The organism is Pseudocitrobacter sp. CD920760 (assembly GCF_057782505.1).
Genome location: NZ_CM173490.1, coordinates 2,994,841 through 3,008,410 on the forward strand (window position 1 = coordinate 2,994,841; position 13,570 = coordinate 3,008,410).

At 49.6% G+C, this 13,570-nt stretch carries 10 protein-coding genes and 2 tRNA genes; 6 read left to right on the top strand and 6 right to left on the bottom strand.

The features are described 5' to 3' along the window. Positions 1-38: 38 nt before the first annotated feature. Both oppA and AC1MKH_RS14070 read right to left on the bottom strand, forming a co-directional pair. On the bottom strand, positions 39-1,670 hold the full coding sequence (oppA, locus tag AC1MKH_RS14065) for an oligopeptide ABC transporter substrate-binding protein OppA (protein WP_276219996.1): 1,632 nt from the start codon (positions 1,668-1,670) through the stop codon (positions 39-41). A 717-nt stretch (positions 1,671-2,387) separates the two neighbouring features. Next, positions 2,388-3,035 (bottom strand): YchE family NAAT transporter, encoded by a 648-nt coding sequence (locus tag AC1MKH_RS14070; RefSeq protein WP_015964160.1) that lies wholly within the window; start codon positions 3,033-3,035, stop codon positions 2,388-2,390. Positions 3,036-3,523: 488 nt separating this feature from the next. On the opposite strand from AC1MKH_RS14070, the gene adhE reads away from it, so the two are divergent. Continuing rightward, positions 3,524-6,199, top strand: a complete 2,676-nt coding sequence (gene adhE, locus AC1MKH_RS14075; protein WP_276219995.1) for a bifunctional acetaldehyde-CoA/alcohol dehydrogenase — start codon at positions 3,524-3,526, stop codon at positions 6,197-6,199. Positions 6,200-6,375: 176 nt separating this feature from the next. Here adhE and tdk read toward each other — a convergent pair whose 3' ends face one another. Then, entirely contained in the window at positions 6,376-7,005 is a 630-nt protein-coding gene (tdk, locus tag AC1MKH_RS14080) for a thymidine kinase (RefSeq protein WP_231827082.1), read from the bottom strand. An 881-nt stretch (positions 7,006-7,886) separates the two neighbouring features. Between tdk and hns the strand changes: the two genes are divergently transcribed. Then, complete coding sequence (hns, locus tag AC1MKH_RS14085) at positions 7,887-8,300, top strand: histone-like nucleoid-structuring protein H-NS (RefSeq protein WP_015964157.1); 414 nt, start codon at positions 7,887-7,889, stop codon at positions 8,298-8,300. A gap of 153 nt (positions 8,301-8,453) precedes the next feature. Here hns and galU read toward each other — a convergent pair whose 3' ends face one another. The 3 genes from galU to rssA all read right to left on the bottom strand — a co-directional run bounded on the left by galU (position 8,454) and on the right by rssA (position 11,575). Then, positions 8,454-9,362 (bottom strand): UTP--glucose-1-phosphate uridylyltransferase GalU, encoded by a 909-nt coding sequence (galU, locus tag AC1MKH_RS14090; protein WP_276219994.1) that lies wholly within the window; start codon positions 9,360-9,362, stop codon positions 8,454-8,456. Positions 9,363-9,559: 197 nt separating this feature from the next. Further along, the gene (gene rssB / locus AC1MKH_RS14095) at positions 9,560-10,573 is read right to left on the bottom strand and encodes a two-component system response regulator RssB (protein WP_276219993.1); all 1,014 of its coding nucleotides are present in this window, start codon (positions 10,571-10,573) and stop codon (positions 9,560-9,562) included. A 90-nt stretch (positions 10,574-10,663) separates the two neighbouring features. Further along, on the bottom strand, positions 10,664-11,575 hold the full coding sequence (rssA, locus tag AC1MKH_RS14100) for a patatin-like phospholipase RssA (RefSeq protein WP_231827081.1): 912 nt from the start codon (positions 11,573-11,575) through the stop codon (positions 10,664-10,666). A gap of 111 nt (positions 11,576-11,686) precedes the next feature. Here rssA and AC1MKH_RS14105 point away from each other — a divergent pair, with 111 nt between their 5' ends. From AC1MKH_RS14105 to AC1MKH_RS14120, 4 genes are all read left to right on the top strand, one after another. Continuing rightward, positions 11,687-12,145 (top strand): YchJ family protein, encoded by a 459-nt coding sequence (locus AC1MKH_RS14105; RefSeq protein ID WP_276219992.1) that lies wholly within the window; start codon positions 11,687-11,689, stop codon positions 12,143-12,145. A 48-nt stretch (positions 12,146-12,193) separates the two neighbouring features. Next, complete coding sequence (gene purU, locus AC1MKH_RS14110) at positions 12,194-13,036, top strand: formyltetrahydrofolate deformylase (RefSeq protein WP_276219991.1); 843 nt, start codon at positions 12,194-12,196, stop codon at positions 13,034-13,036. A 159-nt stretch (positions 13,037-13,195) separates the two neighbouring features. Beyond that, a tRNA-Tyr gene (locus tag AC1MKH_RS14115) sits at positions 13,196-13,280 on the top strand. Between the two features lie 34 nt (positions 13,281-13,314). Then, positions 13,315-13,399, top strand: a tRNA-Tyr gene (locus tag AC1MKH_RS14120). The last annotated feature ends 171 nt before the right edge of the window (positions 13,400-13,570 follow it).

Sequence of the window (13,570 nt, forward strand, 5' to 3'; positions counted from 1 at the left end):
CACCGTGAGACAGGCCGGGCCTGCCTCACGTATTGCCATTAGTGCTTCACAATGTACATATTTTTAGTATACGTATTATCCATTGGGTCTTTGCCGGTATAACCGCCAACCCACGGTTTCACCAGACGGGCGTTCACGTAGTAATAAACCGGAACAATCGCGCTGTCTTTATCCAGCTGCTGTTCTGCTTTATCGTACAGCGCCGTACGCTGTGCCTCGCTGGTAGCTTTGAGCGTTTCTGCCATAATGCTGTCGAATGCCGGGCTCTTATAGTGCGGGGTATTCATCGAGCTATTAGAAAGCATCATATTAAGGAAGGATGTCGGTTCGTTATAATCGGCACACCAGCCCGCACGCGCAACATCAAAGGTTCCCTGATGACGCGTATCGAGGAAGGTTTTCCACTCCTGGTTGACCAGTTTAACATTGACGCCGATATTTTTCTTCCAGATTGAAGAGGCGGCAATAGCCAGTTTCTTATGCAGATCGGAGGTGTTGTACAGCAAATTAATGGTTAACGGTTTGTCTGCGGTATAACCCGCTTCTGCCAGCAGTTTTTTCGCTTCTTCATTACGTTTATCCTGGCTCCAGCTAAACCACTCTGGCTGTGTTAATTTTGCGCCATCGGTGTATGGCGGAGTGAAGCCAAATGCCGGCTTATCCCCCTGCGCTTTCACTTTATTGACGATAATATCGCGGTCCATACCCAGCTTCAGCGCGGTACGCACGCGCACATCGGTAAATGGCGCACGTTGGTTATTAATTTCGTAGTAGTAAGTGCACAGATACGGGTCGACGTGAACTTCGTCAGGGATCTCTTTTTTCAGTTTCTGGAACAGTTCAATCGGCATGTTGTTATAGGTCATGTCGATTTCACCGCTGCGGTAGCGGTTCACGTCGGTCACTTCAGAAGAAATAGGCAGGTAGGTCACCTGGTTAACGACGGTTTTGGCGTTATCCCAGTAAGTAGGGCTACGTTCAAGCACAATACGTTCGTTGACCACCCAATCTTTTAATTTATACGCGCCATTGGTCACGATGTTTGCAGGCTGGGTCCATTTTTCGCCAAATTTCTCAATAGCGGCTTTGGGCACCGGAGAGGTTGACGGGTGCACCAGCAGTTTATAGAAGTACGGAACGGGCTCACTTAAGGTGACTTCTAAGGTATGGTCATCAACGGCTTTCACGCCGAGGTCGGTAATCGGTTTTTTGCCTTCGAGGATGCCATCAATATTGGCGATATGGCCATATTGCAGATAGCTGGCGTACGGGGATGCCGTTTTCGGGTCAACTGAACGCTGCCAGCTATAGACGAAATCTTGTGCAGTTACCGGAGAACCATCCGACCATTTTGCATCTTTACGCAGATGGAAAGTCCAGACTTTAAAATCTTTGTTGTCCCAGGATTCCGCCACGCCCGGAGACGGGTGACCATCGAGGTCGCTGACCAGCAGGCCTTCAAACAGGTCGCGGCTGATATTGGATTCCGGAACGCCTTCAATTTTGTGTGGATCGAGTGACTGTACTTCAGAGCCGTTATTGCGTACCAGCGTCTGTTTTTCTGCCAACTGTACGCCTGCGGGCACATCAGCAGCCATTGCTGCATTCCCTGCCAATAGCGCCGTGAAAATTCCCGCAGCGATTACGCTTTTCTTCGTGATGATGGACATTGTGTTGATACTCCGCTCATTATAATTACTGGATCTTGCCAGCCTGTTATCCCCTTTGGGGTCTCTGTACAGCGCAGGAGCTTTTGCGTCTGCCAGTTTTTTGGTACTGCTTGCTATCACCGACTTTTTTATTACGGCCGCTCTTTGGCAGCCTGTCGTCGATTCATTCAAGGTGTCTCCCCTGTCGAGCCACCTGTGTTATCTCTTCATTATCCGCGACGGTATAAGGCCGGAAAGTACCAAATGCCCTTCTTCGCCGCCAATATAATTTGCAAATTTGTTAAGCAATTCTCTTTTCATCGCCATCAGACCGCTTTACCCGTGAATTCAACGCACTGCCAGTTTAAAACAACTCGTTATTTTTCAAAGAGATAGCGACATCACCTCCGACAATCAGCGTATCAATGAAACCTCAGCTCATTTTATATACAAATAATTAACATTCGTTCATTATTTAGTACATTAATCTGTCGGATGGTCAAAATTACTAATATCATTTCGATTATCCGACAGCAAGCGTAACAGTATAGTGTGAGAGAAATAACATAAGAGATGGCAATGCCCGATGGAGGGTGCAGCGCTAAGGCAATGATATTAGTGAATTTTGTCTATCATCACTAAGACTTATCGCTCATGCCATTAGCACTATATTCGATATGATTTGCGAATAATGGAGCAACCGGCAGAGTCTGCTGCTCTGCCGGCTGAGAAAGGAAGTTAGTTCACAAGCCCCGGGAAAATGGCTTTTATTCCGGTCACAATAAATTCAATACCCAGCGCCATTAGCAACAGACCCATGATACGGGTGATGACGTTGATACCGGTCTGCCCTAACAAGCGCACCAGCCAGGGCGCGATGCGAAAGAGCCCCCAACAGCAGAAAGCAAACAGCGCAATGGCCACCGTAAAACCGGCGAGATAAGGAAGCGTATGAAAGCGCGTCCCCCACACGATAGTAGAACTGATTGCGCCAGGCCCAGCCATCAACGGCAGCGCTAATGGCACAACGCCCACGCTTTCGCGAATCGCCGTCTCTGATTTTTCCTGTTTGTTCTGCTTATCTTCCCCCAGCTTGCCGCTAATCATCGACATTGCGATGGTGACCACCAGGATACCGCCCGCAATGCGGAAGGAGTCGATGGAGATCCCGAAAAGTTGCAGAATGCCATCGCCGAGAAACAGCGAGGTCCACAGAATAATGGCGACGGAGAGGTTCGCCGTCATATTGGTTTTATTACGCGCGGCCGCCGTCTGGTAGCTCGTCATACTGATGAAGACGGGGATGATCCCAACCGGGTTTACCAGCGCGAATAGCCCAATAAAAAACTTCACAAAAATCGGAAAATCAAACAGAGCCTGAGTCACGTGAACTCCGAAACACCATAAAAAGTGGTAGTTGACGAAAAATGAATACAAAAACTCCGCAGAAGATACGCTGTTTGGCGGCATACTTCACCAGAATTCTGCAAAAATCACGGAAATACAGAATGTTATATATTGATTTAAATTATGCTAATGTGCACTCCAATCATCACAACCCATGGTTAACAATTTACAATCTTTACTAAAATGGGGCTGCTGAAAGGTGTCAGCTTGGCGTATTTTTGACGCTGATCACATATTTCATACTCAGAAGTGAGTAATCTTGATTACGCCGACAGATTTCAGGGAAATTCTCTGAAAGAAGTTCAGGCAACGCTCTTTGAGTTCGAAGCTCTTTTAGTAAATCAGTGAATCGGGAACGGGTTGTGGATTGTTCCTTTAAGGTCTAAGCAAGCTGGTAGCGCTCTGTCTATACTGACTTGTCGAGCAGATGATTTACTAAAAAAGTTTAACATTATCAGGAGAGCATTATGGCTGTTACTAATGTCGCTGAACTTAACGCACTCGTAGAGCGCGTAAAAAAAGCCCAGCGTGAATATGCCAGTTTCACTCAAGAACAAGTCGACAAAATCTTCCGCGCCGCCGCTCTGGCTGCCGCAGATGCTCGAATTCCTCTCGCAAAAATGGCTGTTGCCGAATCCGGCATGGGTATTGTTGAAGATAAAGTGATCAAAAACCACTTTGCTTCTGAATACATCTATAACGCCTATAAAGATGAAAAAACCTGTGGCGTCCTCTCTGAAGACGACACCTTCGGTACCATCACCATCGCTGAACCTATCGGCATTATCTGTGGTATCGTCCCGACTACCAACCCGACTTCAACCGCTATCTTTAAATCACTGATCAGCCTGAAGACGCGTAACGCTATCATCTTCTCTCCGCATCCGCGTGCTAAAGATGCAACGAACAAAGCAGCAGACATCGTCCTGCAGGCAGCTATCGCTGCTGGCGCGCCGAAAGATCTGATCGGCTGGATTGACCAACCGTCTGTAGAACTGTCTAACGCCCTGATGCACCACCCGGACATCAACCTGATTCTCGCGACCGGTGGTCCAGGCATGGTTAAAGCAGCATACAGCTCCGGTAAACCAGCAATCGGCGTAGGCGCAGGTAACACCCCGGTTGTTATCGACGAAACCGCTGATATCAAACGTGCTGTTGCATCCGTGCTGATGTCTAAAACCTTCGATAACGGCGTAATTTGTGCGTCTGAACAGTCTGTTGTTGTGGTTGATTCCGTATACGACGCCGTTCGCGAACGTTTCGCCAGCCACGGCGGCTACATGCTGCAGGGTAAAGAGCTGAAAGCCGTTCAGGACATCATCCTGAAAAATGGCGCGCTGAACGCCGCTATCGTGGGTCAGCCTGCGGCTAAAATCGCAGAACTGGCAGGCTTCACCGTACCGGCGACCACCAAGATTCTGATTGGTGAAGTGAAAGTTGTCGACGAAAGCGAACCGTTTGCACACGAAAAACTGTCTCCGACACTGGCAATGTACCGCGCCAAAGACTTCGAAGATGCTGTTGTTAAAGCTGAAAAACTGGTTGCCATGGGCGGTATCGGTCATACCTCTTGCCTGTATACCGACCAGGACAACCAGCCGGAACGCGTCGCTCACTTCGGTCAAATGATGAAAACCGCGCGTATCCTGATTAACACCCCGGCTTCTCAGGGTGGTATCGGTGACCTGTATAACTTCAAACTCGCACCTTCCCTGACTCTGGGTTGTGGTTCATGGGGTGGTAACTCCATCTCTGAAAACGTTGGTCCTAAGCACCTGATCAACAAAAAAACCGTTGCTAAGCGAGCTGAAAACATGTTGTGGCACAAACTTCCGAAATCTATCTACTTCCGCCGTGGCTCACTGCCAATCGCGCTGGATGAAGTGATTACTGATGGCCACAAACGTGCGCTCATCGTGACTGACCGCTTCCTGTTCAACAACGGCTACGCAGACCAGATCACCTCTGTTCTGAAAGCGGCTGGCGTTGAAGTTGAAGTGTTCTTTGAAGTTGAAGCAGACCCAACCCTGACCGTTGTTCGCAAAGGCGCAGAGCTGGCTAACTCCTTCAAACCAGACGTGATCATCGCGCTGGGCGGCGGTTCCCCGATGGATGCTGCGAAAATCATGTGGGTTATGTACGAGCACCCGGAAACTCACTTCGAAGAACTGGCGCTGCGCTTTATGGACATCCGTAAACGTATCTACAAGTTCCCGAAAATGGGTGTGAAAGCGAAAATGATCGCTGTCACCACCACTTCCGGTACCGGTTCTGAAGTCACGCCGTTTGCGGTAGTAACCGACGACGCTACAGGTCAGAAATATCCGCTGGCAGACTACGCGCTGACCCCGGATATGGCGATTGTCGATGCCAACCTGGTGATGGATATGCCGAAATCCCTGTGTGCTTTCGGTGGTCTTGATGCGGTCACTCACGCCCTGGAAGCTTACGTTTCCGTTCTGGCCTCTGAGTTCTCCGACGGTCAGGCTCTGCAAGCGTTGAAACTGCTGAAAGAAAACCTGCCAGCGTCCTACCACGAAGGGTCTAAAAACCCGGTAGCACGTGAGCGCGTTCACAGTGCAGCAACCATCGCTGGTATCGCGTTTGCGAACGCCTTCCTGGGTGTATGTCACTCCATGGCGCACAAACTGGGTTCTCAGTTCCACATTCCTCACGGTCTGGCGAACGCCCTGTTGATCAGCAACGTTATTCGCTACAACGCGAACGACAACCCGACCAAACAGACTGCATTCAGCCAGTACGACCGTCCGCAGGCACGTCGTCGTTACGCTGAAATCGCTGACCACCTGGGTCTGAGCGCACCGGGCGACCGTACTGCGGCTAAAATCCAGAAACTGCTGGCATGGCTGGAAGAAATCAAAGCTGAACTGGGTATTCCTAAGTCTATCCGTGAAGCTGGCGTTCAGGAAGCTGACTTCCTGGCTAACGTCGACAAACTGTCTGAAGATGCGTTTGACGACCAGTGCACCGGCGCTAACCCGCGCTACCCGCTGATTTCTGAACTGAAACAAATCCTGCTGGATACCTTCTACGGACGTGAGTACAACGAAGGCGAAGTTGAAGTGAAGAAAGAAGCTGCACCAGCAAAAGCTGAGAAAAAAGCGAAAAAATCCGCTTAATCAGCCGCTGAACTAACGCTCTGATAGCAAGCCCCATCTCAGGATGGGGCTTTTTTTTTGCTTATCGTGTTAACTCGCGCGAGTGCGCTAAAGAAGGATCAATATCGTATTAGAGATTTGGCCCCACTCACGCCATATTAACCGCAGACGTGAGCGGAGAACGCGCGAGAGCGCAATCAGGCAGGGTGACGGCAGTGACGGTGCTTATCCTGAATAACGGCCAGAGAGCCCTCTTCCAGCGCTTCTTTATAGTGTTTACGACAGACGGAGACGTAACGCTCATTTCCGCCAATAACCACTTGCTCGCCTTCATTATAAGGGCGGCCTTCTTGATCAAGACGCAACACCATGCTGGCTTTACGGCCGCAGAAACAAATCGTTTTTAATTCCACCAGCTTGTCAGATAGCGCCAGTAAATACTGGCTGCCGCCAAACAGCTCACCGCGGAAGTCAGTACGTAAGCCATAGCATAAAACAGGAATATCGAGCTGATCGACAACGTCAGAGAGCTCGTAGACCTGTTGACGCGTCAGGAACTGGCATTCATCCACCAGCACGCAGTTAACCGCCTCACGCGCGTTCTCAGCGCTAATTTCATCAAAGAGCTGACTACCCTGGTTAAACAGCTTTGCCGGCGAGGAGAGCCCGATACGCGAACTGACTTTGCCAGCACCGAAACGGTCATCAATTTCGGCGGTATAAACCACGGTACGCATCCCACGTTCCTGGTAATTGTATGATGACTGCAATAGCGCCGTAGACTTACCCGCGTTCATTGCAGAATAGTAGAAATAAAGTTGTGCCATTGGCCGCGAAACCCTAATCAATACGTTTTCAGACCCCGGCAGTGTACCATATTTTATCCTGCCCTACGCTCGCGCATACAAAACATGCGGTTTTTGTATAACTGTCACCATCATAAACATTAAGAATGATGAATCATTGCTTAAAACAGGACACGGCAGGTTACAAATTACCTATATTGGCTTCCAGGCCCCGACAGATGCGGCCTCGTCGATTAATCCGTCTACCAAACTTCAACTGGCTATGTTCAACAAAAATAAGAGCGACATCAATAAATAAGAAATATCGTTAAAATCTGCACAGCTTCCCTCAGCAACCTGAAAGGCTTACAACAGGTTGGCTGACAATTTGAATAGCATGAAAATAACATCGTCATAACTATGGATTTAATAGGAAAACCGGGGGTAATAACGGCTACGTTTCTTCTGTATCGGGTGATCGGCATAAGTCAGCATGAGGTCGTTATTATCCCGGCGCTGTCGCCAGGTCAGCAATGTTACTATCACGTAAGGGCAATGGTTCACCCTGTATCACCTCAGGTGTGATTTAGCATAGTAACCATTCATAACCTATAAAGAAGCGCACAAAATTGATACGGACCAACTAATACATAAGGTTGATATTTATCCATACGGAGTATATGCCGCCTGCGTTACAGTCCTGACGTGCTGCATTCTCCGGCGTGTTATAGTTCAGGCTTTCCCGACAATAGACCGGGTAAAGTTGTGAAGCAGCACTAAAAATTTAACTTTTAGATATTAATAAAAGCACCAAATAACACGTTATTTTGAATTCCTTACATTCCTCCCTATTGCACAACTGAATTTAACGCTCTATTATTACTTCAACAAACCACCCCCAATATAAGTTTGAGAATACTACAATGAGCGAAGCACTTAAAATTTTGAACAACATCCGTACTCTTCGTGCGCAGGCAAGAGAATGCACCCTTGAAACGCTTGAAGAAATGCTGGAAAAATTAGAAGTTGTTGTTAACGAGCGTCGCGAAGAAGAAAACGCGGCAGCGGCTGAAGTTGAAGAGCGCACTCGTAAACTGCAACAATACCGTGAAATGCTGATTGCTGACGGCATTGATCCGAACGAATTGCTGAACAGCATTGCTGCTGCTAAAACCGGTACCAAAGCAAAACGCGCTGCGCGTCCGGCTAAATACAGCTACGTTGATGAAAACGGCGAAACGAAAACCTGGACCGGCCAGGGTCGTACTCCTGCTGTAATCAAAAAAGCAATGGACGAGCAAGGTAAATCTCTGGATGATTTCCTGATCAAGGACTAATCCTGAAATTGCTTTAAGAATCCCGCTCCGGCGGGATTTTTTTTATCTGTACGTTGTTCTGTCCTGCTGTTTTTTTACGCATTGGTAAATCACGACAATAAAAAAGCCGGGATACCGAACGGTCGGTATCCCGGCTCAGGGTCGCGCGATAAATTACTTCGCTACGCCCAGCGTGTCTTTAAGCCACGCAGTGAATTCTTCACCCAGTGTCTTATGACGTACGCCATATTCAACGAACGCCTGCATATAACCCAGTTTATTACCGCAGTCATGGCTTTTGCCTTTCATATGATAGGCTTCAACGGTTTCTTTCTCGATCAGCATATCAATAGCATCGGTCAGCTGAATTTCATCACCCGCTCCCGGAGGCGTTTTTGCCAGCAGCGGCCAAATATCAGCGCTCAGGACATAACGCCCGACGATTGCCAGGTTAGACGGTGCGACATCAGCTTTTGGTTTCTCGACCACGCCAACCATCGGTACGCTGTCGCCCGGTGCCAATGGGGCACCTTTACAGTCAACCACGCCGTAAGCGGTAACATCTTCAACCGGCTCAACCATAATCTGGCTTGAACCTGTTTCATCAAAGCGTTTGATCATTTCTGCCAGGTTGTCCTGGGACAGATCTGACTCAAATTCATCCAGAATAACGTCCGGCAGAATAACCGCGACTGGCTCATCACCCACAACTGGATGCGCGCATAATACGGCGTGTCCCAGACCTTTAGCCAGGCCCTGACGCACCTGCATAATGGTTACGTGCGGCGGGCAAATAGATTGCACTTCTTCCAGCAACTGACGCTTAACGCGTTTTTCCAGCATAGCTTCAAGTTCGAAGCTGGTGTCAAAATGGTTTTCAATCGAATTCTTGGAAGAGTGAGTGACCAGCACAATTTCAGTGATACCTGCGGCGATACATTCATTTACCACATACTGAATTAATGGTTTATCTACCAGCGGCAGCATTTCCTTAGGAATTGCCTTCGTAGCAGGTAACATCCTGGTACCTAATCCCGCTACCGGGATAACGGCCTTAGTCACTTTCGAATTTAGGGCAGCCATTCAAATCTCCTGAACTGTTCAAACTTTGAACTTGCTCGTTAATTAATAACGCGTTGAGTATATCATCACAGCCAGGTGGGGCTGCTCCGAAAAGGACGCGCTGACCTCGAATTAAGATTTATACGTATCAGACCAACTGATAGTACCACCGTGAAAGATAAGCCGTTAAAGCTATCCTGCGAGAAAAATGCGTTTGCTCATTCCGCAGACAACATTAAACGCAAGCGCCCACCATTTCCCCAAATCTGACACTGCCAGGAACTGCAACGCTGACTAATTTGGTTAAGGTATGCATTGCCCAGCGTGCCTAAAGGCACACCATTACTTATTTGTATGTGATGTTCACCGGTATTTAATGTGCCATTAAGCCCGGCTGAAACAAGAATCAGATTTTTTAACTCGCTGTGATAATACCCCACCAGCAGTGGAAACTGACCGGGCAGGTTAGCCTGACGTAAAAGCTGATTTACCTGTTTAAGCAGACTGCGCAATTCTGGCAGCCGTTGCCCCTGGTGGGAGAGTTGTTCCTGCAGCAGGCCATTGAACAGCGAGCGTAATAACAGCGCGGCCAATACGCCATTATCTCCCGCACGCGTCACATCAAGACAGTAAAACGCGAGATCGTTTTCTGAGAGCGGCGCAATATCCAGCACCAGACCCGGTTTATCGGCGAGCACTAATTGCCGATAATTAATACGGCAATGCGAGATAACCTGCTGAACAGGTGGCTGCAACTCCTGAAGCAGTTTTGCAGCGGCAGAAGGATTGTTAACCAGGGCGTCCCAGTCTTCGAATAACCGCTCCTCCTCTTCTACCCGAGAATTAAACATATTGGGATAGAGGCAGGCAAACACGGTTTCTCGCAACCGGTTCAAATCCTTTACCGGTTTTAACAGAACGTCCTGAACCCCGAGCCTTAACGCCCTGGCGATATCGGCCATATTTTCTGTGGCCGAGATGACGAGAATGGGTAATTTCGCCCCGCCGTTGCGCACATGCTCCACCAGGGTGAGGCCATTCATACGCGGCATCGCGAGATCGCAAATCATCAAATCAGGCTGGAGCGTCGCCATGATCTCCAGCGCCGCCACGCCGTCCTGTGCGAGCGAAGTTTCAGCGCCCAGCGAAGAGAGCCACGAATCCAGAAGGGAGCGGAAAACGGGTTCGTCTTCAACAATCAAGATCTGTTTTCCCGCCAATGGCTGCGTCATGATATCTCCCCTGGCCGACGATAAATAAATAGTGGCATGCTATTCACACAATCGCCTGTCAGATTTTGCTTAAGTAGTCTTAAAAGTGTCTCAAATTGAGGCACGAACTAAAGGTAAGAGCTCATCTGTCTTTTTTTCTACCGCTAACTGACCTGCGGCAATTGCAGAAGAGGCTCGGTGAAAATCCAGTGTCGAGATCTGCGGACAAAACGGCTGAATCAGGATATCCGGTGGATCGCCCGCCATACGGTTACGTTTCAGACGGTTTTCCAGCACCTGAATCGAGGTGGACATGATTTCCATCGCCGTTGGCGTCACGGAGGTGCGCCGTGATGCTACGCGGCCTAAGCGCACGCGCAGTCGCTCATGCCAGGAGAGCGTATCAGGATTATCGCTCTCCTCCGGGTCGGGCTGAATATTGACCGACATTAAATCTTGCTGCATCAGATGCGCGTCATGCTGCAAATCGACGGCTATCACGATATCCGCACCGAGGGCGCGCGTCAGCGAAACGGGAATGGGATTGACCACCGCGCCATCAACCAGCCAGTAGCCATTATGCAGCACCGGTGACATCAGGCCAGGAATACTACAGGATGCGCGCACAGCCATATGCAGGTCGCCTTTGGTAAACCACAGTTCTCTTCCGGTACTGAGATTCGTCGCAACGGCGGCAAAGCGTTTTTCGCAACGCTCAATGGTATCGTTGGGCATCACCTGTCGATAGTGACTGAACACACGTTCGCCGCGCAGCAACCCGCCGCGACGCCAGGAGAGATCCATCAGGCGCAGCACATCCCAGTAGCTAAAGGAGCAGACCCACTTTTCGAGTGCGGGGAGACGATTGCTGGCGTACGCTGCGCCCACCAGCGAACCGATGGAACAACCCGCGACGATATCGATCTCAATTCCCATTTGCTGTAGTGCTTTAATGACACCAATGTGGGACCAGCCACGCGCTGCGCCCGACCCCAAAGCCAAACCAATTTTAACTTTTCTCATTCGTACCGGTGGACATCCTCTCGCTTCATCGTGGCAACATTGCCACCGCTCGGTTAACATAGTGCCACCCGGCGTCAATCGCGCCATTCATTATTGTACAGGGAGACGATTTTGTCTGAACTTTGCCCCTGTGGCAGCGCTGTCGAGTATAGCGCATGTTGCCAACGTTATCTGTCTGGTGCACAGGTTGCACCGACACCGTCACACCTTATGCGCTCTCGTTACAGCGCTTTTGTGATGAAAAACGCAGATTATTTAATCAAAACCTGGCATCCGTCCTGTCAGGCTGGCGATTATCGCCAGGATATTGAAAACGGCTTTGCCACAACGCAATGGCTTGGGCTTACCGTCTTCGCGACCGAAGACGGCGCGCACGGCGACGAAGGTTTTGTGAGCTTCGTGGCGCGTTTTCACGACCATAACAAGAACGGCGCTATCATTGAGCGTTCAAGATTCTTAAAAGAAAACGGTCAGTGGTACTATATTGATGGCACACGCCCCGTATTTGGCCGCAATGACCCCTGCCCTTGCGGTTCAGGGAAAAAATTTAAAAAATGCTGCGGGCAGTAATTTGACCCGCTCAGTTTCGCAAACATCATCAACAGGATTTACCCGGCAATGCACTCATTACAACGAAAAGTTCTCCGCACAATCTGCCCCGATCAAAAAGGCCTGATCGCACGAATTACCAATATTTGTTACAAGCATGAACTGAATATCGTGCAGAACAATGAATTCGTTGATCACCGTACCGGACGCTTTTTTATGCGTACCGAGCTGGAAGGCATATTTAACGATGTCACGCTGTTGGCAGATTTAGACAGCGCCTTACCGGAAGGTTCTATCCGTGAGCTGAACCCGGCTGGCCGTCGCCGTATCGTTATTCTGGTCACCAAAGAGGCGCACTGCCTGGGTGATTTGCTGATGAAAGCGAATTACGGTGGTCTGGATGTGGAAATTGCCGCAGTGATTGGCAACCACGAAACCCTGCGCACGCTGGTTGAGCGTTTTGATATTCCGTTCCAGCTGGTAAGCCACGAAGGGCTGACGCGCGATGAGCACGACCTGCAAATGGCCGATGCCATTGACGCACACGACCCGGATTACGTGGTGCTGGCGAAATATATGCGCGTCCTGACGCCGAACTTTGTGTCGCGTTTCCCAAATAAAATTATCAACATTCACCACTCATTCCTGCCGGCCTTTATTGGTGCTCGCCCTTATCACCAGGCCTACGAGCGCGGCGTGAAGATCATCGGCGCCACCGCGCATTACGTAAATGATAATCTGGATGAAGGCCCAATCATTATGCAGGACGTGATTCACGTTGATCACACCTATACAGCGGAAGATATGATGCGCGCCGGTCGCGACGTCGAGAAGAATGTATTAAGCCGCGCATTGTACCAGGTGCTGGCCCAGCGCGTGTTCGTGTACGGCAATCGGACGATTATTCTTTAATCACTAACAAAATGAACTGGTTGCCTTTAACGCGTTACGGATGAAAAGTACGCAAACGGTTCATTTTATTCAAACGAAAGCTTTACAGCGGCGCGTCATTTGATATGATGCGCCCCGCTTCCCCACAAGGAAGCAGGCCAGTACCAAGCAATACCCCGTGGTGGGGTTCCCGAGCGGCCAAAGGGAGCAGACTGTAAATCTGCCGTCATCGACTTCGAAGGTTCGAATCCTTCCCCCACCACCATCTCAATCATTACCTCAAAATTTGAATTACCCCTGGTGGGGTTCCCGAGCGGCCAAAGGGAGCAGACTGTAAATCTGCCGTCATCGACTTCGAAGGTTCGAATCCTTCCCCCACCACCATCACTTTCTTAAATACTCAAAACCTGTTACTCCGAGCTGATTTTTGCCCGGTGGCACTGCGTTTACCGGGCCTACAAATGCACGTTACCCGTAGGTCGGATAAGCGAAGCGCCATCCGACAATTCACACCGCACCGTGCCCATAAAAAAACCCCGCCGAAGCAGGGTTTGT

Coding starts and splice junctions, on each gene's coding strand:
- oppA (WP_276219996.1), bottom strand. CDS start 1,670: ATGTCCATCATCACGAAGAAAAGCGTAATCGCTGCGGGAATTTTCACG.
- adhE (WP_276219995.1), top strand. CDS start 3,524: ATGGCTGTTACTAATGTCGCTGAACTTAACGCACTCGTAGAGCGCGTA.
- tdk (WP_231827082.1), bottom strand. CDS start 7,005: ATGGCACAACTTTATTTCTACTATTCTGCAATGAACGCGGGTAAGTCT.
- hns (WP_015964157.1), top strand. CDS start 7,887: ATGAGCGAAGCACTTAAAATTTTGAACAACATCCGTACTCTTCGTGCG.
- galU (WP_276219994.1), bottom strand. CDS start 9,362: ATGGCTGCCCTAAATTCGAAAGTGACTAAGGCCGTTATCCCGGTAGCG.
- rssB (WP_276219993.1), bottom strand. CDS start 10,573: ATGACGCAGCCATTGGCGGGAAAACAGATCTTGATTGTTGAAGACGAA.
- rssA (WP_231827081.1), bottom strand. CDS start 11,575: ATGAGAAAAGTTAAAATTGGTTTGGCTTTGGGGTCGGGCGCAGCGCGT.
- purU (WP_276219991.1), top strand. CDS start 12,194: ATGCACTCATTACAACGAAAAGTTCTCCGCACAATCTGCCCCGATCAA.